The sequence below is a fragment of the Nitrobacter sp. TKz-YC01 genome (genome assembly GCF_047824785.1).
GTDB lineage: Bacteria > Pseudomonadota > Alphaproteobacteria > Rhizobiales > Xanthobacteraceae > Nitrobacter.
Genome location: NZ_CP181167.1, coordinates 1146180 through 1172633 on the forward strand (window position 1 = coordinate 1146180; position 26454 = coordinate 1172633).

16 protein-coding genes and 4 pseudogenes are annotated in these 26454 nt (G+C 56.2%); 14 read left to right on the forward strand and 6 right to left on the reverse strand.

Annotated features, from left to right (window positions below):
• Positions 1–109: 109 nt before the first annotated feature.
• Positions 110–2443, reverse strand: coding sequence for an AAA family ATPase (locus tag ACMYR2_RS05490; protein ID WP_416193824.1), 2334 nt, complete (start codon positions 2441–2443; stop codon positions 110–112).
• A gap of 434 nt (positions 2444–2877) precedes the next feature.
• Between ACMYR2_RS05490 and ACMYR2_RS05495 the strand changes: the two genes are divergently transcribed.
• From ACMYR2_RS05495 to ACMYR2_RS05515, 5 genes and pseudogenes are all read left to right on the forward strand, one after another.
• Complete coding sequence (locus tag ACMYR2_RS05495; RefSeq protein WP_416193825.1) at positions 2878–3696, forward strand: hypothetical protein; 819 nt, start codon at positions 2878–2880, stop codon at positions 3694–3696.
• A 31-nt stretch (positions 3697–3727) separates the two neighbouring features.
• Positions 3728–4147: a hypothetical protein gene (locus tag ACMYR2_RS05500; protein ID WP_416193826.1), complete on the forward strand. Its 420-nt coding sequence runs from the start codon at positions 3728–3730 to the stop codon at positions 4145–4147.
• A gap of 592 nt (positions 4148–4739) precedes the next feature.
• A complete protein-coding gene (locus ACMYR2_RS05505) occupies positions 4740–5537 on the forward strand; it encodes a hypothetical protein (protein WP_416193827.1) in 798 nt (265 codons plus the stop codon).
• Between the two features lie 309 nt (positions 5538–5846).
• The gene (gene tnpA / locus ACMYR2_RS05510; protein WP_416193828.1) at positions 5847–6128 is read left to right on the forward strand and encodes an IS200/IS605 family transposase; all 282 of its coding nucleotides are present in this window, start codon (positions 5847–5849) and stop codon (positions 6126–6128) included.
• A gap of 533 nt (positions 6129–6661) precedes the next feature.
• Positions 6662–7511 (forward strand): annotated as a pseudogene (locus ACMYR2_RS05515) (IS5 family transposase).
• A 9-nt stretch (positions 7512–7520) separates the two neighbouring features.
• Here ACMYR2_RS05515 and ACMYR2_RS05520 read toward each other — a convergent pair.
• The 4 genes and pseudogenes from ACMYR2_RS05520 to ACMYR2_RS05535 form a co-directional block, all read right to left on the reverse strand.
• Positions 7521–8261: pseudogene (locus tag ACMYR2_RS05520) on the reverse strand (IS481 family transposase); the annotation flags it as partial.
• Positions 8182–8509 (reverse strand): annotated as a pseudogene (locus tag ACMYR2_RS05525) (IS21 family transposase); the annotation flags it as partial. The pseudogenes ACMYR2_RS05525 and ACMYR2_RS05520, both read right to left, overlap by 80 nt.
• A gap of 218 nt (positions 8510–8727) precedes the next feature.
• Positions 8728–9310: pseudogene (locus tag ACMYR2_RS05530) on the reverse strand (IS5 family transposase); the annotation flags it as partial.
• A gap of 271 nt (positions 9311–9581) precedes the next feature.
• Entirely contained in the window at positions 9582–10532 is a 951-nt protein-coding gene (locus tag ACMYR2_RS05535) for a trypsin-like serine peptidase (protein WP_416193829.1), read from the reverse strand.
• A 34-nt stretch (positions 10533–10566) separates the two neighbouring features.
• Here ACMYR2_RS05535 and ACMYR2_RS05540 point away from each other — a divergent pair.
• The 9 genes from ACMYR2_RS05540 (at position 10567) to ACMYR2_RS05580 (ending at position 20360) form a co-directional block, all read left to right on the forward strand.
• Positions 10567–11336, forward strand: a protein-coding gene (locus ACMYR2_RS05540; RefSeq protein ID WP_416193830.1) for an IS5 family transposase whose coding sequence is annotated in 2 segments (ribosomal slippage) — positions 10567–10863 and positions 10866–11336 — 768 coding nt in all. Because the reading frame shifts where the segments join, the coding sequence is not laid out codon by codon here.
• 71 nt (positions 11337–11407) lie between these two features.
• Positions 11408–12162, forward strand: a protein-coding gene (locus tag ACMYR2_RS05545) for an IS5 family transposase (RefSeq protein ID WP_297534798.1) whose coding sequence is annotated in 2 segments (ribosomal slippage) — positions 11408–11741 and positions 11741–12162 — 756 coding nt in all. Because the reading frame shifts where the segments join, the coding sequence is not laid out codon by codon here.
• Positions 12163–12285: 123 nt separating this feature from the next.
• On the forward strand, positions 12286–12966 hold the full coding sequence (locus ACMYR2_RS05550; RefSeq protein ID WP_416193831.1) for a class I SAM-dependent methyltransferase: 681 nt from the start codon (positions 12286–12288) through the stop codon (positions 12964–12966).
• Positions 12967–13919: 953 nt separating this feature from the next.
• A complete protein-coding gene (locus ACMYR2_RS05555; protein WP_416193832.1) occupies positions 13920–14186 on the forward strand; it encodes a hypothetical protein in 267 nt (88 codons plus the stop codon).
• Between the two features lie 32 nt (positions 14187–14218).
• A protein-coding gene (locus ACMYR2_RS05560) for an IS3 family transposase (RefSeq protein ID WP_416193179.1) occupies positions 14219–15354 on the forward strand; the annotation gives its coding sequence in 2 pieces (ribosomal slippage) (positions 14219–14489 and positions 14489–15354; 1137 coding nt in all).
• 308 nt (positions 15355–15662) lie between these two features.
• Positions 15663–16013 carry a hypothetical protein gene (locus ACMYR2_RS05565; protein ID WP_347263703.1) on the forward strand — a complete coding sequence of 117 codons (351 nt, stop codon included), beginning with the start codon at positions 15663–15665 and terminating at the stop codon, positions 16011–16013.
• A gap of 360 nt (positions 16014–16373) precedes the next feature.
• The gene (locus ACMYR2_RS05570) at positions 16374–16706 is read left to right on the forward strand and encodes a hypothetical protein (RefSeq protein WP_347263704.1); all 333 of its coding nucleotides are present in this window, start codon (positions 16374–16376) and stop codon (positions 16704–16706) included.
• Positions 16684–18915, forward strand: a complete 2232-nt coding sequence (locus tag ACMYR2_RS05575) for a peptidase domain-containing ABC transporter (protein WP_416193833.1) — start codon at positions 16684–16686, stop codon at positions 18913–18915. Before ACMYR2_RS05570 ends, ACMYR2_RS05575 begins: the two co-directional genes overlap by 23 nt.
• A complete protein-coding gene (locus tag ACMYR2_RS05580) occupies positions 18912–20360 on the forward strand; it encodes an HlyD family type I secretion periplasmic adaptor subunit (RefSeq protein WP_347263706.1) in 1449 nt (482 codons plus the stop codon). Before ACMYR2_RS05575 ends, ACMYR2_RS05580 begins: the two co-directional genes overlap by 4 nt.
• A gap of 195 nt (positions 20361–20555) precedes the next feature.
• Here ACMYR2_RS05580 and ACMYR2_RS05585 read toward each other — a convergent pair whose 3' ends face one another.
• Positions 20556–26000, reverse strand: a complete 5445-nt coding sequence (locus ACMYR2_RS05585) for a DUF4082 domain-containing protein (protein WP_416193834.1) — start codon at positions 25998–26000, stop codon at positions 20556–20558.
• Between the last annotated feature and the right edge of the window lie 454 nt (positions 26001–26454).

The following is a 26454-nucleotide window of genomic DNA, read 5'->3' on the forward strand; positions in this document are numbered from 1 at the left end:
CGCCCCAGTATTTGATTCGCTAGAAGATTGCATTTTTGGAGATTCAAAGCAGGAGAAGATCAAGCCGTGGCGCTCGAAACTCAGAAGATGTTGCCTATTTGCAACAATTTTATGGGGTACGACGCGACGGGCTATCGCTCACTCCGTAATGTTCGTAATGGCTCTCGCTGTAATAGTCGCTTCGCGAACCATTATAGCTGGCCATTTCCTTGATGTCGGTTTTGTTTAGCACAGTGCCCACGATGTTCTCATAAACGTTTGGCGCGGTATGAAGTGCATGATTCACAACGTCTATTTTGGTTCTGCCCCACTCGACGACATATATAAAACAGTCGACCACGGCAGAACTTGCTCTAGCGTCAACGATGGGGGCGAGCGGCGGAAGATCGATGATAACGTAATCATAGACCGAGCAAAGCCTTTCGACCAGGAGGTGCATCGGGTCGGCGCTAAGCATTTCGCTGCTGTGGAGCAAAGTGCTATTTTTCACCGCTGGTATGAAAACTAAATTCGTCTCGGTGTCCGTCCATATAGCGCGCTCAATTGGCTGGCCTTCAGAAAGGACATCTATGAGGCCGATTGTTGCATAGGGAGCCAGTGCTTTCGATAAGGACGGGTTTCTGAGATCGCAATCGAGCAGGATCACACTGTGTCCGCTTTGACCGATGAGTTGAGCCAAACAAGCAGCAATCGTGGATTTGCCCTCGCCGGGCTGTGTAGAGGTTACTCCGATGACTCTATTGGATGAGTGGTTGCGGCTCAGATCAATCCCGAGTTTGATGGATCTCATGGACTCAGCAAACCTCGACAAGGGCATATTCGCCACCGCCCAGTGTGGTGAAGAGGTCTTGGATAAAGTCCTGTAGTCCTGTTCCCACCCCGATTGTAAGGCGTTGGATGGCTGGTAATCTGGCGTTCCATCGGGAGGAAGTTGCGGAACCACAGCAAGGCACGGCAAATCTAAACTATCTTCCAACTGGGTTGGTGTCCGGAAAACACGATCCATCAAGTCTCTCAGGAACGCCAGGCCCGAACCAAGACCAACTCCCCCAAAAAGGCTCAGCGCGAAGACGACAAGCGTCTTTGGTTTGCTCTTTGTGGGTGGTGACGCAGCGTAAATCAGGCGCGCTTCGGAGACCGGAAAGGATTGCTGCTGAGTTGATCCCATGTAGCGCTGCAGGAATGCATCATAGAGACTGCGATATTCCTTTGCTTGAGCCTGTAGCTCACGCAGGGTTACTCCCGCAGCATTGGTTGATCGAGAAAGAGCTACCGCTGTGGCGAGTTGTTTTTCGATTTCGTCCTGGCGTTGTTTCGCGGTTGCTTGATCGTTTCTGGTAGTCTCCGCGAGACGACGCACTTCATCCTGAATGGATTTGCGGATATCCCGCATACGGTTCCGCAAATTTATGACCGCCTGATGGTCCTTTCCGAACTTGACGGAATAATCATTCTCGCGTCGCTGCGTATCAAGATACTGTTGGCGAAGTGAGGTAATGATCGGGCTGACAAGGAGATCGGATCCGGCAGCATCCATTTTCCCAATGGAATCAACGGCTTCAGGATTGTGCCTCAAAACACTTTCGTATCGGTCAAGGCGTACAGTGGCCTCTGTCGTTAGGGCTCTGGCAGCGACCAGCCGACTGTTCAGCTCCGCGATCTGCTGTTCGTCAATTGGTCTGCCTTCGGTCGACGTCACAATGTTGTTCTTTGACTTATAAGCATTGACTGCGCGCTCCGCGCTTTCCGCCTGCTCTCCCAAACTGCGCAGACGTTGTTGAAGCCAGAGCATCGCGGTCTTGTTTGATTCGAATCTGGCATCGCGTTGGTCGGCGATGTAGGCGCTCGCGATTGCGTTTGTAATTTCAGCCGCTTTTGCCGCGCTGCTCCAACTGAAACCGATATCGATTACGTTGCTGGTATCGATGCGTGTTGCAGAAAGGCTTTTCTGGAAGGCTTCAATCATGTCCTCCAATGGAGGGCCTTCTGTGTCGTCGCCCGATGTTCCCCCGAACCATAGTCGTACCCGCTTAAAGAGGGACGGATTTGCCCGCAGTTCGCTGCTATCCGCTAACTTGGATTCTCGTATGGCCGAAGCGATAATGTTCCGAGATCTGAGGATCTGAAGTTCCGTATCGATGAGAGTGTGATCAACTGAACGCTCTGCCCCAAGCGAAAGCTGCTGGACGAACGGCACATTTGCGTTTCCCAGCAGCAGTCGAGCGTGTGCCGTATAGGTCGGAGGAGTAACCACCAAGTAGAGCGCGCCCAGCACCAGCGCCATGGCAGTTGTGGCGATCACTAATGGATACTGACGTCGGACCAAGCCTTTGATGAGGCTGACGGTATCCGCAAGATTGTTCTCTCTCGGCGGTTGAGCGACCTCGACGTCCCGGTGTGCCGCCCGTGTTCGGTCCGGTGAGGGCTCGATGTTTTGTAACATGCGATTTACCTTTGACCAGCCTTGGTCTCGCTTAGACCAAGGCTGAAGGGACACTGCATCACAAAATAATTGAAAAATAGCCGGCGTCAAAATCAGAAATATAATAATTTAACTGATTTTGCCGCGGATCTCCCGCTCCAATGCGCGACGGAATCCAGCTAAGTTTATGTGAATGTTCGTGATTATATATTGGCGACGCTCAATGGTGTTTTTAAGCATGACTTTTGAAATAATTAAGACGTAAGCCCGGGTGCCGTCTAATATGCGCGGGCGGGATGTGGTGCCTCTGACCGCAGGCGGGAGTATTGCATTTTAGGCGCTCATCAAGATCCTCGTCAATAAGCCGCATTGAATCGTTACCTGAACGGATTATCACGCATCAATGATTTGCCTCTAAAATAGTTAGTCGTCAGATGCTGAAAAGTGTCAGAAACATGATCAAAACAGAGAGTATTGATCGAAGTGGACTGTTTGCCAGCCTGTACATTATTGCGTGCGCCAACGGACTGACGGCGCGAATAGTCAAATCAATCCACTCTCATGAATGGTTCGATGCAGCTATCGGTAATTTTGACGTTAGCATCATAGTGTGGGTGGCGTGCTTTGTGGGCGTTTCGCTGGTTCTGAGCGAGCGTGCCGGAAAAATACAGAAAGCCGATCTGGTTTTGTCGCCGGCTCTTTTGCTCTTAATAGCTCTGCCGATCGGTGCCACGAGTTGGCTCGCGGTGGCGATATTGAGCTTGTATATCTTGTTTCTTGGGTGGCCGGCCGATTCACTCCGTCGTGGAGCCATTGTTCTTCTGGCTGTCACTATACCGATGTTTTGGAGTCGGGTCGTTTTCAATTTGTTTGCCAAGTATATATTGGAGATCGATGCTATCTTTGTAGGGTGGGTGCTAGGCACGGAACGCACGGGAAATCTCGTCGAATTTGTCGATCATTCAGGTTCACTTGCCATCCTTCCGTCCTGCTCCTCTCTCGCCAATGTATCGCTGGCGTTACTTTGCTGGGCTACCGTTAGCCAGTTCGCGCGACACAAATGGCGTTCCCAGGATATCCTCTGGTGCTTGCTGGCATGCTTCTCCGTTTTCGTCGTCAATGTACTTCGCGTCAGCCTCATGGGTGTCAGCGGCTCATTTTATCTGATGCTCCATAGTCCCCCGGCAGAGGTATTGTTAAGCATCGTTATGTTGGGATTGGTTGTGTCGATCAGCCTCGCAGGTATTCGGCATGATTCTGTCATCAGTTCTTAAGTGGTCGATTGTGTTGGTGCTGATACCAACCATGACCTGGAAGATCGTGCGCCAGCCGGAGAATTTGGGCGAGACACACGGGGCAGTCGTCAAGTTTTTGAAAGGTCAGAAGTTCGATGTTTACATGACCGATGAGAGCATCGAGAACATGCCGATTATAGAAGCAAGAAACGAAGCCTGTCATTTGCGGATCGCAAGAGTGTCTCCGTTTGGACACGAAGCGGAGCTCGTTCGTAGAGCAAGTATGGTGGGCGATCGTATCTTCTATGTTTTTCGTGGCGTCGAATACCAGGAACAACCGGTTCGCCGAACATTATCGAATTACTTCTGGTTTAGATTTCTTCGAGAGTTGGGTATGGTTTCGCGGATTCCACCTGTGTTCGCCGTCATAACTTCATGTGGAAACGAGCAGATTCCTTGGGCCGAAATGGGTGCGCAGGAGCCAGTATGAGGGCTGCCAAGGGCAATTTAGCGACGTTGAGGCGAGCTTCGCAGGGGCAAGGTCAAGTTGGTCGCAGACTATCTCACTAGCACTCATTGATAAAAACCGCACAGCGAGCTCACGAGACGAGGGCTGGACGACTGCACAGCCAGATCAATTTGGCAGGGCCGGAAACTTTCGACAGTTGACGGCATCCATATCCGAAGATGTTTCGCGCTTTCCCGAGATGAATTATAATAAAGCTAGCTTGAGAGTACGTATTATGTGCAAGCTTCAGCGTACGGTCAGTTTTATAAAGAACCAGTTTTCGTCAGAAGACGACAAGCAGCTTTTTTTGGGTTTTTTTCTAGCTGTCGCTTTTGGTTTTGCGATCGTTATCATACGCCGATGGTTGAGCTAAAAGCCTGCCACGAATTGAATTCGATTTGCGTTGATGAGGCACAGTACCTCATGCCCTTCTTGGATCAGGTAAGCTCCCCAACCTTCGGGAGACTCGTTACAGCGTCAAGCGGTGCGGGCTGAATGAGGATACGACCATCGAATTCGTGGATACAAAAGGCGGGCGCGAGTGGCCGATCTACCTATTGGAGGACCATGACTAATGTCATCCATTGCACGACGTAGTTTCCTGATTGGAGCGGGCGCCTTTGCCGCTTCGGGTCTCGGCTCAAGCGCCGCCAGGGAGGCTAAGGAGATCGGAGCAGTGCTCGACGCAAGAGAGGATGGTATTCCATTAAGTTTCAACGATCCTATGTTCGCTGATGCGGAGATTCGCAGTTCTCCGGTCAAATTGTTGAAGGGTTTGTCGCTGGCGGGCACCAGCATTGACCTGCCCAGAGATGATCGTACTGTTATCTGTCTCGGGGATAATTCGTTGCGACGTTGTCGCGTAAAATCGCGAGAGGTTGTGCGGATAGCGGGAGGAGGAACATTTACTATCGATGGCTGTTGGCTCGAGGCTATCGGAATAGGGAGTGACCATGCAGACTGCATTCAGTGTTACTCGCCTGGCGATATCGGCACTCTTCATATTAAGAACACGACGATCCGCGCTTACAGAACCTCGGATGTGACGCCCCCACAGATTGGATCTCAAGGACTGTTCGTCGCCGACAACTGGACCGGCGCAGTAATCTGCGAGAATGTGGTGTTTTGGGGGGCGGGAAATTATGCCTGTCATATATTTCCCGACACCGGCGGGGACATTCATATAGATTTTCATAACGTCTTTTTTGTAGGGCCTTTTCAGTATGGGCCTTACAATATTCACGGCGCCGGTGGCCACCGGATAGTCGTTGATCGGTGGGATAACGTGCGCAGTGCTATCATCGCAGGCGGGCGAATAGTTGGTGGATCGCCTATTGCCGCTCCCAAAGAAAACGGGCGGCGTGAAAAGTAATAAGCGCTGTGTGGGATACGCCGCCAATGTTGGTGACGTGGCCCCAATTCCTGCCGGGCATAAGTAGGTCCGGCTGCATTCTGGCCCTTGTTGGCCCTGGTTGCGAATGTCGGTGGTGTTATGCCATCGAGGCTCGAATGGGGTCTGACAGTGCTTGTACAGCAAGGTTTGAGAACGCCCACGAGACCGTTTTCCGAGAACTGCTTTGTCATTGGCATCCGTGGTTCGGGATGCCGGTGGCGATCGACAGTAGGGGACGTTGGTCTTCGGGCGAGAGAACTGCTTCGGGAGATTTCCCGCAGTCATGAGATGTCGATCCATGCGGGGGCGATCAACCGGGATCACGTTCATATGTTGCTCTCGATACCTCCGCACCTGTCGGTATCGCGAGCGGTCCAATACCTGAAAGGAAAGAGTTCACATAAGCTTCTGTCGGAATATCAATCGCTGAGAAAGAGGTATTGGGGGCAGCATCTGTGGTCCCGGGGATACTGGGCCGCCACAAGCGGCAACGTGACCGACGAGATCTGGAAAAAATATATCGAGGATCAGAAGCCGGAAGAGCCGGATGACAACTTCAAGGTGGTTTGACCAATCGCCCCAAAGGGGCGATCAATCCGGCTTCCAGCCGTAACCTGAAGCCACCGCCTTCAGGCGGTGGAGTGTTCACGCCAACGCGGGCGATGAAGATAATCGAAGGAGAGCCGGTCTCGCCGGGGCTTTCGCCGTTGCCAGATTTGATACAGAATGGGCAAACGAACTCGCGATCAAAATGAGGATGGATCGATGGGCTGGCTGCAAACTCTCTTGCTAGCGACCGCGATAGCGGCCGTCTCGGTAGTTATGGCTCAAGCAGGGGAACTCGAAATTGGGCTGCGTGCTACGCGGGCCGCCTCATATCACCACCATCACCGCCAGCACATTTCCGATAGCTGTGCATTCGTCCAGGGCGTGCGCGGCGGGAATCCGATGACGGTGCCTTTCTTCGGACAAGGCTGGAGTAATGGGACTACTTACCTATCTGGATGGCAACAGTGTATCTGCTGTGCTATGGCTGAGCCTGTGATCTCCGTGAACTAGAGTCTGTTATGGACTGGTTCAGTTGGAGGATTCAGTTTGCGGGGATGATTCGCAAACCCTGTCCCTCTGACGTTTCCGATGATGAATGGGCATTTGTGGCGCCGTACCTGGGCTGTTGCCTGAAACAGCGGGCCAACGCGAACATGCGCTTCGCGAGGTGTTCAACGGGCTGCGCTATGTGGTGCGCAACGGAATTCCCTGGCGGGCGATGCCGAATGATTTGCCGCCTTGGGCTGCGGTTTATCAGCAGGCTGCGCGAGAGGGTTGAATGCTGGCTGCTTCGCGGCGCTGGCGCACGACCTGCGTGCCCTGCTGCGAATGGCGGCCGGTCGGCCGGCAGAGCCTTCGGCTGCGATTCTGGACAGCCGGACGCTGCGCTCGACGCCGGAGAGCGGTCATCGTGCCGGCTATGACGGAGCCAAACGCAAGAAGGGCTCCAAGCTGCATCTGGCGGTCGATACGCTCGGGCATCTGCTCGCCCTTCACGTCACGCCCGCCACGGCTGACGATCGCGCCGAGGTCGGCAGGCTCGCCGCAGCCGTGCAGAAAGCCACCGGCGAGAGCGTCGAACTGGCCTTCGTCGATCAGGGCTATACCGGAGAAAAGCCCGCCGCCACCGCAAAGGCTCACGGAATCGTGCTGGAAGTCGTCCGCCTGCCGCAGGCCAAGCGCGGCTTCGTCCTGCTGCCACGGCGCTGGGTGGTTGAGCGATCCTTTGCCTGGGCCACACGCTGCCGACGGCTCGTCAAGGACTACGAACGTCTGCACACAACACTCGAAGGCCTTCATACCGTCGCTTTCGCTTGCCTTATGCTCAAACAGTTCATCGAATTGACCCAGGTCCATAACAGACTCTATGATCAGGACCCATTAAATCTATTGCGAGAGTGCTGACTGGTTGATTCAATGGTGATGTCGGGAGGCATCGCCATGGGTGATCTTTTGCTGCTGTCGGAGGCGCAGATGCGCCGGATCGAGCCTTATTTTCCTGTTCAGTCCCGGCATTTGATGGGTTGGATCGAGAATGAATCGATCCGGCTCTGAAGTCCATCGTTTGCAGATGAACTCGTAGGGTGTGAGGCCTTTGAGCGTCTTCAGCCTTCGGCCGAAGTTGTATGCATTGATGAAGTCCTGAAGGTGCCGGCACAGTTGGTCATGATTGTCGTAGTGGAAGCGCTTGACGGTGGCGTCCTTGATGGTGCGGTTCATCCGTTCCACCTGACCGTTGGTCCAGGGATGGTTGATTTTGGTGAGCCTGTGCTCGATGCCGTTCTCATCGCAGACGCGATCGAAGATGTGGTGGAACGCATATTTGTGACGGGCGTGGTTGGTGAACTGGATGCCGTTGTCCGTCAGCACTGTGTGGATGGCATAGGGAACTGCCGCGATGAGGTTGCGCAGGAACTGAGCCGCGACCATCTTGCCCGCCTCCTGGTGGAGCTCGGCGTAGGCGAACTTCGAAGTGCGGTCGATGGCCACGAACAGGCGCAGCTTGCCCTCAGCCGTCTGCACCTCGGCGATGTCGATGTGGAAGTAGCCGATCGGGTAGCTCCTGAACGTCTTCCTGATCGGCTTGTCGCCTTCGACCTCCGGGAGCCGGCTGATGCCGTGACGGTGCAGGCAGCGATGCAATGAAGACCGCGACGGCCCGCACGCCGGGGGGCAGCCCTCAACATCGGCACAACCTCGGTCTCAAACACACTGGCCAGCGGATCCGGCCGGCGACGACTGCGGGCGCCCTTCTTCTGCGATGGGAGCCTGCGATCTTTGTCCAAGCGATACGCGGTCGACGTGCTGAACGACGCTTTGGCGGCAGCTACTGACGGGCTATTGGTCTGACGGTGCTTCATGTAGAGCCTCATTTGGTGATCGGTTACGTGTCGGCCTGGCAAGCGAGTGACTCCTCTTGGCGGAAGAACCACTTGCATAACCAGCCGGCCGCGAGCACCAGTCGGCGCGGTCCCCTGTGGATCGCGCCGACGCCGGGCTCGTAACTCCGGTCGGGCTACGCCCTCCCTGCGTCACGAGCCCGGCGAAGCTCTCTCATCCTGATTGCCGCGTGGCATCGTGGCGCTCCCGTGCAGAATCTGTCCCATAGCGCATCCTTCCATCCTTGAGAAAAGACTGCACCATCAAACGCCGGGATCAAACACCTGGCCCGGCGTAGCAGATGGAAGGCTCCATCGCGGTCCTGAACGTCGGCCAGATGCACGACCACGTTCAGCAGCAGGCCCAGCGTGTCGACCAGGATGTGCCGCTTGCGACCCCTGACCTTCTTGCCCGCGTTGTAGCCCGAAGGATCGAGCCAAGACCCCTTTTTGAGCGCCTCTTGCAGTCTGGGAATCGATGATAGCCGCGGTGGGGCTTGCTTCTCGGCCCTCCTGCTCGCGCACCGCCACGTAGAGCGCATGATGGATGCGTTCCAACGTGCCGTCCCAGTTCCACAGTTCGAGATAGTCGTGCACCGTGCTCTTCGGTGGCAGGTCCTTGGGCAGCGCCTTCCACTGGCAACCGGTCCACAAGATGTAGAAGATGCCGTTGAGCACTTCGCGTACATTGACCGAGCGCTTGCGACCGCCGTGTCTGGCAGGCGGGATCATCGGCTCCACGATCGACCATTCGGCGTCGGTGAGGTCGCTTGGATAACGCAGGCCGCTACGGTCGGCGGCGCGGCGCTGTTCAGGTGTCCACATCGGGCGCTCCTTCGCAAATCACGCGCCCAACAAGGAATCACATCCGATTCATCAGACTCAAGAACTTCCCGGATCGGCTCTCAGAGCCTAGGTTAAATCAGTTCCTAACAGACTCATTCTGACCGCGGGCAGGTGGCTGGATTGCTCTTGAAGGTGAGCGATGGCTTCCAAGTGTGAACGCGTACGGGCAGAGGCCCCAAGCATTATGCTCAGAAACTACATCGGTGCGGGGAGAGCGAAACTCTGCTATTACAACTCAAGGGCTGCGCCTTTACCGGCTGAGCGCCGTTTTGACGGCATCCGCGAAGGTGCTGGACGGCACTGCCAATGACGGTGGCAGGCTTTCGTGTTTAGAACTGGCGACAAGGATCCCAACGATCTCCGGCTCACCGCCCCTCCCCACCCTTAAGAGCGCCGACCCCGACTCGCCCGAGACTGAGCTACACGTATGAAGCAAGAGGGCGGCGGGAGTAGAGATGGGCCTGACCGAGCAGTCCTGCTGGACTGTCAGCACGTGGGCGCGATCCCCTCGATAACCAGCTCTCACTATCCCGGACGATGCGACGTCACCTTCGTTCACGGACTGAACTCGGATGGGCTTGAGGTCGATCGGCTCAGCAAGCTCGATAATCGCCCAGTCCCGAGCCGCCATCGCGGGCTGTAGCGGCGTCGTCACCTCAAATTCTTCACTCTTCACATAGGAGGCTGCTAGCGAGTGCGCCTTAAACTCACCCTTCGCGTAACTGGCCACAAAGTGAATGGAGGTCGGGTGAGCCCACGTGCCTCGTGCGGTATTGAAGAGACAGTGAGCCGCTGTGAGGACGTGACGAGAGCCAACTAGGGTACCGGTGCATTGGGACCGGCGCCCCGCTCCGGTGATGACATTGACCCGCCCCACGGAGGTAAGCGGCCACTGGCTGAGCTTTATGCCCTCGCTGAGTGCAGGGGAGGGAAGATGGAGAAGGGTAGCGACTGCAAAAACATGCAGCCTCCACCAATGAAAGGGCAAGTGCAGTTTCGCTTGTCTCAGGAGGCAAATCCTCTTCTTCCAGGAACGGGCGGGACGGACCGCGTGGCAAATGAGGGCCATCTGGGATTTACGTCGCCGACACCTATTGCATTGAGTTTTATGATTATATCCTGGTGCGATCAGTATCATCAATCCAAAAACAACATTAAGGTCACGAACCCATAAATGGGATTCCGTTTGAGGGATCGTCATGATTCATTCAATCTCCGAAGCACGGGAGGATTGAATGGCCCGTTTTGATCTGACAGATTTTGAATGGTCTGTGATCCAGCCGCTTTTGCCGAACAAATCGCGCGGCGTTGCACGGGTGGATGATCGGCGGGTGCTGAGCGGGATCTTCTGGCGGCTGCGCACCGGCGCGCCGTGGGCAGACATCCCGGCGCGCTACGGCCCGCATACGACCTGCGTGAATCGCTTCAACCGGTGGCGCAAGGCAGGCGTGTGGGATCGTATTCTGTCGGCGGTTTCAAAGGCTTACGACGGCGACATCCAGATGATCGACTCCTCGTCGATCCGCGTGCATTAGCACGCCGCCAACGGTCAAAAAAACAGACGCGACCCCGTTGGATGGGTCGCTCGCGCGGCGGGCTGACAACCAAAATCCACGTGCTGGTGGATGCCTGCGGCCTGCCCATCCGGCTCAAGATCACCGAAGGCCAGGCGCATGACGGACGCAGCGCGCAGGACATGATCGACACCGTCGAACGCGGCGACTTGCTGCTGGCGGATCGGGCCTATGACTCCAACGCCCTGCGCCAGACCTTGGCCGCGCGCGGCGCGACAGCCAATGTAAAGCCGACGCCAAATCGCGTCGCGGCCCTGCGTTTCAACGGACGGCTCTATCGCAAGCGTAATCTGGTCGAGCGGTTCTTCAACAAAATCAAGCACTATCGCGCGGTCGCCACCCGATACGACAAACGGGACGACAACTTCCTCACAAGTATCAAACTCGCCTCAATCCGAATCTGGTTGCGGTTTATTGAGTCGATGACCTAGGATCAGGACCCATTAATTTCTTGCGGAGAGGTGTTTGGACTGATTCATTAGCGTTGCTGGGAGACGCCGCGATGTCCGATTTGTTTCTGCTCACCGAAGCGCAGATGCGCCGGATCGAGCCTTATTTTCCGTTGTCGCACGGAGTTGCGAGGGTTGATGACCGGCGGGTGATCAGCGGCATCATTTTTGTCATCAGGAACGGGCTGCGCTGGCGCGATGCGCCGCGTGAGTATGGTCCGCACAAGACCGTCTACAATCGTTTCGTGCGCTGGAGCCGTCTTGGTGTGTTCAACAGGATATTTGCCGAACTGGCTCGTAAGGGCGGCGCTCCGAAGCGGTTAATGATCGACGCCACCCATCTGAAGGCGCATCGCACCGCTGCAAGCCTTTTAAAAAAGGGCCTATTCCCCGACGTATCGGGCGCACGAAGGGCGGTCTGAACTCAAAGCTGCACGCCGTCTGCGATGGTCAGGGACGCCCTGTCATCATGCTGCTTAGCGAAGGCCAGATGAGCGATTATAAAGGGGCCGCGTTGATGATCGATGCGATGCCGCCCGCCAAGCAGTTGCTCGGCGACAAGGGCTATGACGCCAACTGGTTCCGCCAGGCGCTCGCGGCCCGGGGCATCACGGCCTGCATCCCATCCAAGTCCAACCGCGCAAAGCCGATCGAACATGACCGTATTCTCTATCGCCAACGGCACAAAATCGAAAATGCGTTCGGCAGGCTCAAGGACTGGCGGCGCATCCATACCCGCTACGATCGATGCGCTCACACCTTCTTCTCGGCTATCTGCATCGCAGCAACCGTCATCTTCTGGATCTGATCAATGAGTCCTGAACCTAGTCTAAAATAGACGGTAGTACGGACGAGACGGAATTCGATCGTTATAATTTGCTACCCATCATCGCTTATGATGGGGCACGCAGACCGACGCACGGGTTAAGAAATGCTTCCAGTACTAAAGCATCATCTGTGGCGCCGCGTGCGGGCTGCATACTACGCTTTTGCCCTGGACCGACTGCCTCTTGGCGCTACGCTAGGACGCTTCGTCAGCGAGTGGGAGACGGCGCAAGGCTTTGGAGATAGTCCAAAAGCGAAGCCTACATGGGACGCCGAGTACGGCGATGGACGCTGGACCTACATGGGCCAGCAGCACGAACTCACTCGTTACTGGACACTCATAGGTTATATGCACTCTCTTGGTCGCGGTCGCGAATACCTTGACGTCGGCTGCGGAGAAGGACTTCTATTTGAACGTTTCAAACCTCTGGATTATCAGCGTTTCGTCGGAGTTGACATATCGGATGTCGCGATCGAGAAGCTGCGTCGCTATAATGACCGTCGCACAAGTTTTCTTTCGGCCGATGGGGACGTTTATGAGCCCGATGGCTATTTCGATGTCATCGTCTTCAATGAGTCGCTTTACTACTTGCGCGCGCCTGTAAGATCACTTGAGCGTTACGCTCAATCACTCAAATCTGATGGCTGCATGATTATCTCGACGTACACGGCATCGAGACGATCGTTAGCGGTGTTGCGGGATGCAAAGCGAACGTTCAAGGTGTTGGATGAAGCCAAGACAACTCAGGGGCAAAACACTTGGCTTTGCACAGTGCTGAAACGCTGAACACGACGTCGGGGAGAGAATTCTTCACCATTGACCGACTGTCTTGATGCTTCGCGTTGATGTTAGCGTATCCTGCAAGTCGTCCATTATCTTTGCTGTAGCGTCTCCCTCGCTCCAGCCTCCTACCGCCCGGACGGCGGTAGATCAAGGGGCAGCCCGTGTCGCAGATGTTCCGCGAGATTATCCGGCAGCTTCATTGCCTGCCCTTACGATGGAACTTCTCATCCGTCTCCGGCGCACCAAGCGCCATTGAGAGCACATACGTTCGATATGTCGTCACTTAAGAACTGGACAAAACTCCTCCAGCGCCGCGGCTCGCACTTCGGAGTTCTCCGAGACGACCTCGCCTCCGCTTGATACGAAGTTGATGAGCCGACGCTGTTTCACAAAAGAATCAGATCCGTTAGGAGTCTAGTACGGATTTGCGTACTTGTCCCACCACCTTCCATTTGCCCTATTCAACTTGGGCTAGGCGGGATTGACACAATGATTCACCATGAGGGCGAGATGGCGCAGGCATATCGGTTAAGCCATGGAGCGGCGTCAAGAGAACCATCATCGAGATGAATCCCTGCGGCAACTTCATTTGTTGCAGTTGCACTTCCCCGTGACGAGACCTGGATTACCTCGGAAATTCTGGAGCGATACCGTGGGCACCGTCACAGCGAAGTCCGATCGACATACGCTGAGAGAACTCCAGGAGACGGGAGGCAATAACATGCCGGCCGTCGCAGTGCCGCCGGAAACCAGTCGGCGACCGCTCGCTAAGCCATCATATCAAGCCTGTTTCGTTATGAGACATTCGAAGAAGACACAGGCCACGATCAGTTCAAGCGCGGGCGACCGCCACGAAGAACACAGCGCCTTGCCAAGCGTTACAGCAACACCAAACGTTAATGATGTCAGGTACTTATAGGTTAGTCTCCTGGGTAACAACCGCGATTGGCACCAGCATGGATATTGCTCTTGTTTTGCTAACTATCAGCGCGCTGCTCGGAGCGGCTACAGGTTTACGCTTTAAAGCCCTCGCCCTTGTGCCCATTGCATTATTGATTGCTCTTGTCTCCGCCGCCGTTCTCCGTGTTAGCGGTTTCGGAACCGGGGGAGGCATTGTAGTCATTATCGGGTGTTTGGTTCTGAACCAGGCCACCTACCTCCTGATTCAGATTGGTGGTCTTGGCTATGGTGAGGTGGTGCCGGTTTCTGAGACAGGGGCATAAGGTGGATCGCCCGATGAAAAGGACGATCCGGTATGAAGACACGCAGACGATTTACGGCTGAGTTCAAGGCCAAGGTTGCGCTTGAGGCGATCCGTGGCGAGCGGACGATTTCGGAACTGGCGACAAAGCACCAGCTTCATCCGAACCAGATTACGCAGTGGAAACGGCAGGCCATCGAGAACCTGGCCAAGACGTTCGACGACAAGGCTGCTGATGCGCAGGTCGGCCGGGAAGCCGAGGTGACCAAGCTGCACGCCAAGATTGGCCAGCTTGTCGTTGAGCGGGATTTTTTGGCCAAGGCCTTCGATCGCTGAGCCTGGATCGGAGGAGAATGATGATTGACCCCGATCACAACCGGCTCTCGATCCGCCGCCAGTGCGAACTGGTCTCGATCTCGCGGGCGTCGTTCTACCGACAGCCCGCCGGCGAGACGCCCGAGAACCTCGAACTGATGCGCACCATCGACGAGGCCTTCATGGAGACGCCCTGGTATGGCTCCCGGCAGATGGCCCGGCATCTGCGGCGTCAGGGCTGGTGCGTGGGTCGCAAGCGGGTCCGGCGGCTGATGCGCAAGATCGGTCTGTCGCCGATCTACCAGGCGCCGAGAACCAGCGAGCCGCATCCGCAGCATCGCATCTATCCCTACCTGCTGCGGCACCTGGCGATCGAGCGGCCGGATCACGTTTGGTGTGCCGATGTGACCTATATCCCGATGCGGCGCGGCTTCCTTTACCTCGTGGCCATCATGGACTGGTTCAGCCGCAAGGTCCTGGCCTGGCGGTTGTCGAACACGATGGATGCCGACTTCTGTGTTGCCGCTCTCGAAGAGGCGATCGCCTGCCATGGCAGGCCCGACATCTTCAACACCGACCAAGGCTCGCAGTTCACTAGCTTCGCCTTCACGACGACGCTGAAGGATGCCGGCATCCGCATCTCCATGGACGGGCGCGGCCGCTGGATGGACAACGTCTTCATCGAACGACTGTGGCGCAGCCTCAAATATGAGTGCGTCTTCCTCAGCACATTCGAAACGGGAAGCCAAGCCCGCTGCGGCATCGGCTCCTGGATAGACTATTACAACCGGCGACGCCCGCACTCGATCTTCGCCGGCAGGACGCCCGACGAAGTCCATGCTATGGCGGAAATGACGGAGCAATTGGCGGCGTAGAAACGAACCCGATCCACCTTAGCCAGGCCGCCAAACTGTCTCACCAAGCGGGTCCACCTCAAATCGCCAGCTGCTGGAGCCCATCGGCTACATCCCGCCGGCCGAAGCCGAGGAGCGCTAATACGCCACGCTGCAAGAGCAAGCCATGGCAGCGTGACCCAAACGAAACGGACTCCGGCAGACCCGCGGCGGTTTAGGCTCTCCGCAGTTTAACCCTGGTGCAGAGTTTTTCTTAGAGTTGCATTGAACCTTTGGGGGCGCTGTGAGACATACCAGAACAGGGTGGGGTGTAGTGAGCGAGTGTTGCCATGCGTGCCACCTCAGTTGATCAAACCAGACAGGCGTTTCTTACTTTTTCGCTCGGACGGATCGTTACCCAACGTGAGAAATTTTCCCTTGAAATGGCTGCCATTCAAAGGATGAGGCGCGAGCTTGCCATGAAGGGTCCGGCACAGGTCCGAAAGATGGCAGTAGTTCAACCTATAGGCAAACGTCTTAGTTCCCATACCGAACGGAAAATCAAAAGAAAACTTGTGTTTTCCAGAGGGTATAGGCGTTGCGAAAGTTTTCTGGCGACGCCTCTTGGGTGGAATCGCGAAGGTCAATTTGAAGTACTGCGTTCGGCTTCTTCCCCGAAAATCAAAGGGGAGGCATCATGATGGTAATCACGATTGCCGCCCTGATGATGGTCAGTGCTGCCTTGTTCCTTGCTCACGTATAGGATGCTATTCAAAACGATTGATTCAGTAGGGCTCGGCTGGTTGCCCTAACCAGTGCAACGTCGCTGCAGCAGTTAAATTATGAGATAGCCGATTCGGGGCCGATTCTGCACATTCGGACAGCCACTTTTTGGAACGGACTATGTTGGCTCGTGTCACTTTGGCGACGACTTATTCGGCCTATCTAGTTTCTTCACGCGATCACGCCAATGGCATGTCGGCCACCAATCGCGCGGCCGGCGCGCCGGTTCCATTCCGCACGAGCGTTTATCCCGACGGCGACCTGAATAGGAGGACACAATGCACGATCAAATCTACACGGACGGAATCGGTGAGATAATGGTTGGCGGCTCGATCGTTCGTGTCGATCTCGTCAGCCTATCGCCAACCGAGCGCGATACCAACAATACGCCAAAGAAGGTGTTCTGCCAGCGGGTCATTTTTTCGATCGAAGGCTTCGCCAACTCGGTGGAAGTGATGCAGAACGCATTGCAGGGTTTGGTCGATGCAGGCGTCGTGAAACGAAACGCACCGAGAGTACAGCCTGAGCCGGCGCGCGCCGGTGCGACGCCTGAAAGTGCCGATCATTCCCAGAACCCGCGGCTACCCAATGTCTCAACCAATTTCCGCTGAAGCTGCTCAAAATGACAACTGCGCAGCCGAAGTCGTAAGCCTCCCTCAGGCTGAAGGCTCCGACGCAGGGAGTCGGACCGCGCTCGAATGTCTTGCGTGGGTTGCGGCGCATCACGGCATCGACCTTTCGGTAGAACGCCTGAAGCATACGTACGCCATCGGCCAGGAAACTGTGTCGCGGGCGATGATGCTGCGGATGGCGAAGAGAGCAGGGTTGCGCGCGCGCACCACGACGACCGATTGGAGAACGTTGTTTGAGCTCGGCGAGGCATACCCAGCCGTGGTGCAACTCGCTAACGGCAATTGGGTCGTGGTGACCGCTGCCGCTGCAGCGCCAAACGGCGAGCAGTTCGTTCAGGTGATCGATCCGCTTGCCGAGCGTTTGAACGAGCCTGTCATTGTCGATCGGGCTCGCTTCTGCGCCAACTGGAGCGGCGTCGTCTTCCTGGTCAAACGCAACAATCGTTCGGCCGGCGAACCAGGGAAATTCAGCTTTCGTTGGTTTGTCCCAGAGTTACTGCGCGAGTGGCGGTTGTTCGTTGATGTCGCCGTCGCTGCGATCCTTCTCTACGCGCTGGGGCTGGTTCTTCCGATTTTCTTTCAGCTCGTGATTGACAAGGTTCTTGTCCACGAAAGCTTCACAACGTTGTATGTCCTGGCGGTCGGCGCGATCGGCGCGTTGATATTCGATGCGATTTTCGGGTTTCTTCGCCGCTATCTGATGCTCTATGCCACTAACCGCGTGGACATTCGCGTCGCCACCAGGACGTTCGGTCATCTGCTTGGTTTGCCTGTCGCTTTCTTTGAGCACATTTCCGCAGGCGTCCTTGTCAAGCATATGCAACAGGCGGCGCGTATCCGTGAATTCCTGACGGGCAGGATGTTCGTCACGATGCTGGATACCATTTCGCTATTCGTCTTCATTCCGGTGCTCGCATTCTACAGCGTCAAGCTGACCGGTCTCGTGCTGGCCTTTACCGCACTCAGCGGGACGATTGTCGTTTTGTTGATGGGTCCGTTCCAGCGTCGATTGTTATCGCTTTATGAAGCAGAGGCTACGCGCCAAGCCCTTCTCGTCGAAACCGTCCATGGTATGCGCACGGTGAAGTCGCTTGCGATGGAGCCGTTGCAGGGGCGGCAGTGGGATGATCGTTGCGCGCAGTCGACGCAAATGCGTTTCGGCGTTGAAAAGCTTTCGGCAGGCGCACAATCGATCACCGGATTGCTGGAGAAGCTGATGTCCCTTGGAATCATTGGCCTGGGGGCATTGGACGTTTTTAGCGGTGAAATGACGATCGGCGCGCTTGTCGCGTTCAACATGCTTGCTAACCGGGTTTCGGGACCGCTCGTTCAAATGGTGACAATGGTTCATGAGTATCAGGAAGTCGCGCTTGCGGTGAGGATGCTCGGCGAGGTGATGAACCAGAAGCCAGAACGAGAGGCTTCTCGCGAGGGACTGCGGCCGGAACTGACTGGAAAGATCGAGTTCGAGAACGTATCGTTTCGCTACAGTCCCGATGCACCGCTGGCACTCGACAACGTGTCTTTCGGTATCGAACCGGGCAAGGTGTTCGGAATCGTCGGCAGGAGCGGTTCTGGAAAGACGACGATTACCCGTATGATATCTGGTCTTCACCCAGTTCAGGATGGACTGGTGCGGGTCGATGGCTATGACGCGCGTGAGCTTGACCTTGCGCATCTGCGTCAGAATCTCGGTCTGGTATTGCAGGACAATTTCCTGTTTCGCGGCACCGTGCGGGACAATATCGCAAGCGTGAAACGGGGAGCGACTTTTTATGAAGTTGTGCAGGCGGCCCAACTGGCCGGCGCCGATGAATTTATTGAGCGTTTGCCACGTGGTTTCGACACGATGCTCGAGGAGAACGCCTCGAATCTCTCAGGAGGGCAGAAGCAGCGACTTGCGATCGCCCGTGCACTGATCGTCAATCCTCGCGTACTGATACTCGACGAAGCGACGAGTGCGCTCGATTCTGAAAGCGAGATGATCATTCGCAGGAATCTGCGGCGGATCGCTTCAGGGCGTACCGTAATCATCGTGTCGCATCGGCTCTCGATGTTGTCCGAGGCGGACGCGATACTCGTCATCGACCGGGGGCGCGTCATCGATATCGATCGTCATGACGGTCTTTTGAAAAAGTGTTCGATGTATCGTCATCTGTGGAATCAACAGATGAGGCATGTCGCATGACCGGCTCTACAGAAAAGTCGGACGATTTCAAGAAGCCGGTCGAGGTCAAGCAAAGCGGCCTGGCTAGGCTGCGCGACAATCGGCGTCGCAAACGCGACATATCGAGAGCGCTTCCGGCAAGACCACCCATCGTCAACGAATTTCAGTCGGATGCGATGGAGATCGAGGAGCGCAAGCCGCCGCGTCTAGCGCGTACGACGCTGTATTGCGTAGTGGCGTTGATATTCGCGGCCACGGTGTGGGCCACCGTTTCGCATGTCGATATGATCGTGACCGCGCAAGGCAAGTTGATCACGACCCGGCCAAACCTTGTCGTTCAGCCGCTGGAGACATCGGTCATTCGTGAGATCCATGTCAGGGCTGGCGATGTCGTCAATCGCGGCGATGTACTCGCGACGCTCGATCCGACCTTTTCACAGGCCGACCTTGACCAGCTTCGCGTTCGGGTCGCAGAACTGGATGCCGCAATTAATCGTCTCAATGCCGAACTGGCGGGGCAAGACTACACCGTCACTAATCCTTCGGATACGGATCAAGTCCTTCAGGACAAACTATTTCGGCAGCGGAAGTTATTCAATGCTGCTCAATTGAAAAACTTCGATGCTCAGATCGCGAGCGCACGCGCAAACCTGGAGACCAGCCGGAGCGAGGAAGCTGTTCTGGTGCAGCGATTGGAGACTATGAACTCGATTGAATCGATGCGCAGTACTTTGATGGACAAAAAGGTTGGATCGCGCCTGAATTTTCTACTGTCTCAGGACGCCAGACTTGATATTGAAAGCAATCTCTCGCGCGTCCGTGGTAATCAAGTAGATTATTCCCACCGTGTCGACAAGGTGTCGGCTGATCGTCAAGTGTTTATCGAGGACTTTCGCAAGCAGGCATCTCAGGATCTGGTGGAGACGGTGGCAAAACGTAATAGCGCTGCCGAGGATCTCAAGAAGGCCGAGCTTCGCCGAAAGCTGATCGTGCTAACCGCTCCGGCGGATGCCATCGTACTAGAGATCGCCAACCGCACGGTCGGGTCGGTTGCGCGGGAGGCGGAAACGCTGTTTGTTCTGGTGCCGCGAGACGTGCCATTACAGGCCGAGGTTGATGTCGAGGGACGTGATATCGGCCAGATCGGGATCGGACAGTCGGTCCGGATCAAATACGAAGCGTATCCGTTCCAGAAGTTCGGTGCCGGCTCAGGTACAGTTCGTGTGGTCAGTTACGACGCCTTCACGCCGGATGCCAAGAACGAGCCGACGCATCGTATCCAGACACCGTATTATCGGGTTCTGGTCGATGTCGCCGATATGAAACTGCGCCGACAGCCGGAGCACATGCAGTTGCTTCCAGGTATGGCTATTACGGCGGAGCTGAAGGTAGGCCAACGGCGTGTGATATCTTACTTCTTGTATCCTCTGCTACGTGGGTTGGATGAGAGCATCCGTGAATACTGAGGGGCACGCGCATGTCACCGTCGTATAATTGAGGCCATGGCCTCAACAGCCAGGGCTCGATTTCCGCACTTAAGCTGAACCTATAGCGTTTTGGAGCGAAGTGGATACCGGCTCGCGTGATGAAAGCCCGTTAAAACAATATCGTAGAGCTCCGCTTCTGATTCCATCAGAAGCGGAAAGGCTCCGATCCTCGGTTTACGCAGCGAGCTGCGCACGGAATAGGACGTCGACGCCATAACCCGTTGAGTTGTACGAACTGGTCGGGAACAAGCTCGAGCTTCCGTAAGCGTATACGCCGTTGCCGCCGATTAACGACGACGACGGAGCTGTCAGCGGTCCATTCGTAATGGAGTTATTGAACAGTCTGGGATCCGCCGCGTAATTTCCTGAGCTGTGATAGGACGCGACGTATGTTGTATTGGCGTTGATAGAGACAGGCGATGCGAACTCCACCTGCTGCCAGCCGCTTGCCGTTTCGTTAGTGAATGTGGCGGTCGCCAGCAATGTGCCGTTGGCGGTCCAGAGATTGCCGACATGGGTGCCGGTGTCCTGGGCACTCTTGTAAAAACGGATGCCGGTGATCTGTCCGTCGGCTGATGCTTGGAACCTCATGCCAAGCTCAACCGGATTCGGGTCGACAACCGAGGTCATCGCTGGGACGTAGCTCGGGTCGTACAGGCTCACGACCGATGAAGACGCTGGATTGATGGAAAGGCTCGCCGTTGCTGTTGCTGTGCCGCCGCGCCCGTCAGAGATCGCGTAATCAAAAGAGGCCGAGCCGTTGTACCCGGCATTTGGCGTGAAAGTGATCGTGTTGGTCTGCGAGTTGAATGTCGCAACGCCATTTGAACTGTTGCTAACGCCTGTCACCGACAGCGCGTCGCCATCCGGATCGCTGTCATTGGCGAGGAGCGCCGAAACGGGGATCGTGAGGATGGAGTCTTGCGTGCCGCTGAAGCCGCTATCGTTTGCGGCGATTGGCGATTGATTGGCAGCCGGGGTTGCCGGACTGAACGTCACATCGACCCAATAGTTGGTCGCGCCATAGCTGCTGGTGGGGAACAGGTTGGCTCCTCCATAGGAGTAGACGCCATTCTGGGATCCCGGTGCGCTCAATGGCCCATTCGTGTAGGTGGCGTTGAAAAAGCCGCTCGTCGACGTGTAACGGCCGTTGCTCTGATAGCTGGCGACGTAGGTTGTCCCGGCCGTAATCGCAATCGGATTGCTGAATGTAACGGACTGCCAGCCGCTGGAGGTCTCATTGGTGAAGGTGGCAGTCGCCAGCAACGTGCCGTTGCTGCTCCACAGCGATCCGGTATGGGTGCCGTTATCGTTGGCGCCCTTGTAGTATCTGATGCCGGTGATCTCCCCGTCGATCGAAGCCACGAACCTGACGCCGAGATTGACCGGAACGTTATCCGGATCGGAAAGCGAGGTCGGGATGCTTGAAGGCGAGAACAGGCTCACAGTCGGAAGAGATACGTTCAGGTTCACCGTTGCGTTTGCGGTGCCGCCACGGCCGTCCGACACCGTGTACTGGAAACTGGCCGCGCCGGTGTATCCGGCGATCGGAGAGAAGGACACGGTGTTGGTTTGCGCGTCGAAGGTCGCTGTTCCATTGACGGAACTGCCGTTGACGATTCCGGTGATGGTGAGCGTATCGTTGTCGGGGTCAATGTCATTGGCGAGCAGCGCCGAGGCCGGGATCGACAAGGTCGAATCCTGAGCAACCGTTAGACCGTTGTCATCGACTACGACCGGCGCCTGATTTGGAGGTGCGTTGACGTTGAGGCTCACGGTGGCGCTGTCGGTGCCGCCATTGCCATCGGAGATGGAGTACATGAACGATGCAGGCCCCGTGTAGCCTGCAGTCGGCGTGAAGATCACCGTGTTGGTCTGAGCGTCGAATGTCGCTGTTCCGTTGATACCACCATTGACCCCGGTGACAACAAGTGTGTCATTGTCCAGATCAGTATCGTTGGCTAGCAACGTCGCGGCGGATATCGAAAGAGCCGTGCCTCGTGTTGTCGTAAAGCCGCTGTCGCTGACGGCGACCGGCGGATTGTTGTTCGACGGTAGGATCGTCAGGTTGACGGTGGCGGTGGCGGTGCCTCCGTTGCCGTCGGAGATGGCGTAAGTGAACGAAGCAGGACCCGTGTAACCCGACGTCGGCGTGAAGGTCACCGAATTCGTGTTCATGATATAGGCGGCGGTACCGTTGACTCCTAAACCGGCGCCGGTAATGGTCAGCGTATCGCCGTCCGCATCGGTGTCGTTGGCCAGCAGCGTCGCCGCCGAAATCGTCAGTGTGTTGCTTTCGGGGGTGGTGAACCCGCTGTCGTCGTTGGCGACCGGGGCATTATTTGTGCTGCCGCCTTCCGAAGTGAAGATTACGTCGACCCAATAGTTGGCGGCGTTAAAGGAGTTGTTCGGGAAAATGTTGCCACTGCCATACGCGTAGAGGCCGTTGTTGCCGGCAGGGGCGGTCAGGACGCCGTTCACGTGGTTTGTCGAGAAGTAGTTCGGCGTCGAAACATAGCGGCCGTTGCTTTGATAGCTCGCCACGTAAGTGGTCCCGGCGGTGATAGTGACCGGATCAGCGAATGTGGCGATCTGCCACCCGCTGGCCGTTTCGTTCGTGAACGTGACGGTAGCCAGCAGTGTGCCTGTGCTGGTCCACAACGAACCGGTGTGCGTGCCGGTATCGTTCACGCCCTTGTAGAACTTGATCCCGTCGATAACGCCGTTGGCGGATGACGTGAATCGTATGCCGAGGTTGACCGGAACGTTATCCGGATCGGATAGCACCGCCGGTACATCCGAGCTTGAGAACAGCGAGACGCTGCTCTGGGGATCGAGGACGTTCATGTGAACGACCGCGGATCCGGTGCCTCCGCGACCATCGGAGATGGCATACCCGAAATTGGCCGCGCCGACGTATCCCGGATTCGGCGTGAATGTGATGATGTTGGTTTCGCTGTTGAACGAAACGGTTCCGTTTGCTGCTGCGCCGACGCCGCTGATCGACAGAATGTCGCCATTAGGGTCGATATCGTTGGCTAAGAGCGTCGCAGCGGAGAACGTGATCGGTGTATTCTGGATTGCGGTGAAACCGTAGTCGTTGTAGCCGACAGGCGGCTCATTGACGGTGTTGGCGGAACTGAAGATGACATCGATCCAGTAATTGGTGCCATTCGATGCCGTTGTCGGAAATGCGTTGGCGAGACCGTAGGCATAATAACCATTGCCGGCAGCTACTGTGAGAGGACCGCTGGTATAGGTGCCAGTGAAGTAGTCCGAGCTATTAGCGTAGTGCCCGTTGCTGTGATAGCTCGCAACGTATGTCGTTCCGGCTGCGATCGAAATCGGATTGGCGAATGTAACGGTTTGCCAACCGCTGTCGGTCTCCTGCGTAAAGGTCGCGGAACCCAGCAGCGTGCCGGTGCTGCTCCACAGCGAACCTACGTGAGTGCCGCCGTCGCCGACACTCTTGTAGTATCTGAGGCCGACAATCGTCCCAGATTGACTCGAGGAAAAGCTTACGCCGAGATTGACGCCCTTTGGATCGATATCGACCAGAGTTGTCGGGACGCTTGACGGCGAGAAGAGCGATATCGTGGGAGCAGGGTCAACCGTGATGACAGTACCCTGCTGTGGAATCTCCATGTTGACGCTGTCGTCGACCGCACGGGAACGAATATCGTAAGTGCCGCCGGCTATCGGAACGAATGTGTAACTCCAGTTCTCGTAGCCGGTCGCGCGATGCCATGTTGTTCCGCCGTTGGTCGAAACCTCGACGACGGCGACCAGTCCGCCCCCCGTATCCGTAGCTGTTCCGGTGATCGTGATCGGCTGTGCAGCAGTGTATGAACCGTCTGTCGTTGGAGACGTGATGAAGGACGTCGGCGCAATATGGTCGGTAGATTGCGAAGCGACCACGAGGCTTTGCATCAGCGTCTGTGGCTGGACGCCCATATCGGCAAACAGGTTGACCATCGCCTGTTGTACGTTGGGATCGGTGGGGGTGGCCTCGTTATCGTGATGTGAATCGAGACCCCAGCTCCAATAGACCGTTCCGGCGCCGAACACCAAGGCTCCGCTAGGAGCGCGGTAGAGCGTCAGACTGTGCGTGGCGGTCCCGGGTCCGGTCGTGTTGCCGTTGTCGAGCAGCAAGGTGTTGACGTCAACCGTCGTGGACGAAAGGGGGATGAGGCCGGCAGGGCGAAAGCCGTTATCCAGATCAGAATCCCACTCGTAACCGAGCAGGTTGGGGACCAGCGAATAGACCTGACCCGGCTGAATGTCGGCGACTTCGGTGTTGGACCAGAAGCGGAAATTGGAAAGATCGTACGGAATCGTAATCGTGTCGAGCCGATAAGAATCGACGGTGAAAATGGTGCCGGTAAGACTGTTCTCGGGTTGGCCGGCGCCCCATTGCGGGTCGCGCCATGTTCCGGTCGTATACCCGGGATCTGAGTCGGCATTATCCCAGGTTTCCTTGAAGGAGACCATCGTCTTGTAGGGCGTACCGTTGCCATCGATGCTCGATTCCCAGCGGATTTGCCAATACATCTCGTTGCCGCTGAGGAACGCGAGGTTGACGCCAGCGTCGCGCGCGGCCTCGACGTTCGAACGCTGTTCCGCGGACCAGTATTCGTCGTGCCCGACCGACAGAAAAATCTGGCTGTTCAGGAGTTGTGCGCCGTCACGAGCGGTATCGATGCCGGTAATGTAGTTGACGTCGTAGCCGTTCTGCTCAAGCCATCGGATCGTCGGATATTCAACGCTGAAGATGAAATCCTGTGGACCTGCCGAATAGCCGCCGTCACGGGTGATGATCGGGCGATTATAGCTGACGGCGCTGGAGCGGCCTGCCTTGCCGGCGGCGTCAATGCCACCGTAAAGATTGTAGCCGCCCCACCAGTTATAGGCCTGCCACGTCGTGTCCGACGTTTGGAACGTGATGTCGCTCGGGTTTGCATCATCCCGAATGATAAAGGGGATCATGTTCTCCCCGCCGGTATCGAGACGCGTCAGTTTAGCAAGGTAGATGCCCGACACCGCTTCGAGGGGAACATCCCAGGACGCCGACACCGACCAGTTTCCGGCGTCGACGAGTTTCATCGTCGGGTCGAACATCGGTACTGGCTGAATCTGCGCGGTAGACAGCGATTGATTGATGGTATCAACCTTACGCGCGCCATCGCCATTGTAATAGCCGATCCGGTAGATATCGATCCGGTAGTCGGTGGCGTCGGTGTTGATCTTGAAGTCGACGCGCTCCCCGCCAATGACCGAGAATTGCGCGGCAAATCCCTCGATGCTGCGGTCGCCTTGATCGATCAGCCACTCGCTCTCGGGCGCCCCCTGCTTCATGTTTTCAAGCACGATCGCATTGGGAGTTATGTTTTGCACGGTCGTATCGAACGTCGCCGTGGTCGTCGCCGTGATCGGCGTCAGCGATGGAAACGTTGAGGCATCCGTGCTCGGATCCGAGTGGTCTGGCGAGGGCGATTGCTGGATCCCCTGCGCTGTGAGGGGTGTGAGCATCAGGGACGACAGGCTGACGCCGCCGGTATCGGCCGAGGAACCAGTTGAATTATAATATTCGAGAACCTTCGGCGCGTAGCCCGAGGGCATGCCGCTTTCGCCCTGGGCGCCGCCGGTGCGGACCGAACAGACCGTGCATGCTCTGCCGGTGCAGGAGCCGCATGGTGACGTAAGAGCTTGTTGTTGCCACTGGGTGCTCCACGCTTCAATCGCGGAACGCGTATCTTCTGTTGCCCCTATCGTGCCCATTAATTCGACCTCGAAAAAGCATCAGCGAAAATTCGTAAAAAAATAATCTGTAAATCATTTTTAAAAATAATTCTACCCCATAAAAATTTAAAAGTTTAAGAGCGTTACCGTTCAGGCCGTGAAGTGCTTGATTGTGACCAACCGATTGGTGTCATTGTAGATTTATAATTCCCGGTCATTTGAATGCCGCCGAACGCGATACAATCACAAGGTGATATTTGCCTTCTCAGGGCAGTGTCTGAAACAAGTCACGGAGATACACACTTTGAGTTTCGGCCGGCTGTTAGCTTGGGGC

What these genes read in the sequence shown, in the direction of transcription:
- tnpA (WP_416193828.1), top strand. Translation starts at nt 5,847, where the DNA reads ATGTCGATCCATGCGGGGGCGATCAACCGGGATCACGTTCATATGTTG.
- ACMYR2_RS05555 (WP_416193832.1), top strand. Translation starts at nt 13,920, where the DNA reads ATGGATATTGCTCTTGTTTTGCTAACTATCAGCGCGCTGCTCGGAGCG.
- ACMYR2_RS05570 (WP_347263704.1), top strand. Translation starts at nt 16,374, where the DNA reads ATGCACGATCAAATCTACACGGACGGAATCGGTGAGATAATGGTTGGC.
- ACMYR2_RS05490 (WP_416193824.1), bottom strand. Translation starts at nt 2,443, where the DNA reads ATGTTACAAAACATCGAGCCCTCACCGGACCGAACACGGGCGGCACAC.
- ACMYR2_RS05585 (WP_416193834.1), bottom strand. Translation starts at nt 26,000, where the DNA reads ATGCCCTCGGGCTACGCGCCGAAGGTTCTCGAATATTATAATTCAACT.
- ACMYR2_RS05575 (WP_416193833.1), top strand. Translation starts at nt 16,684, where the DNA reads ATGTCTCAACCAATTTCCGCTGAAGCTGCTCAAAATGACAACTGCGCA.
- ACMYR2_RS05550 (WP_416193831.1), top strand. Translation starts at nt 12,286, where the DNA reads ATGCTTCCAGTACTAAAGCATCATCTGTGGCGCCGCGTGCGGGCTGCA.
- ACMYR2_RS05565 (WP_347263703.1), top strand. Translation starts at nt 15,663, where the DNA reads ATGCGTGCCACCTCAGTTGATCAAACCAGACAGGCGTTTCTTACTTTT.
- ACMYR2_RS05505 (WP_416193827.1), top strand. Translation starts at nt 4,740, where the DNA reads ATGTCATCCATTGCACGACGTAGTTTCCTGATTGGAGCGGGCGCCTTT.
- ACMYR2_RS05500 (WP_416193826.1), top strand. Translation starts at nt 3,728, where the DNA reads ATGACCTGGAAGATCGTGCGCCAGCCGGAGAATTTGGGCGAGACACAC.
- ACMYR2_RS05580 (WP_347263706.1), top strand. Translation starts at nt 18,912, where the DNA reads ATGACCGGCTCTACAGAAAAGTCGGACGATTTCAAGAAGCCGGTCGAG.
- ACMYR2_RS05535 (WP_416193829.1), bottom strand. Translation starts at nt 10,532, where the DNA reads ATGACGATCCCTCAAACGGAATCCCATTTATGGGTTCGTGACCTTAAT.
- ACMYR2_RS05495 (WP_416193825.1), top strand. Translation starts at nt 2,878, where the DNA reads ATGATCAAAACAGAGAGTATTGATCGAAGTGGACTGTTTGCCAGCCTG.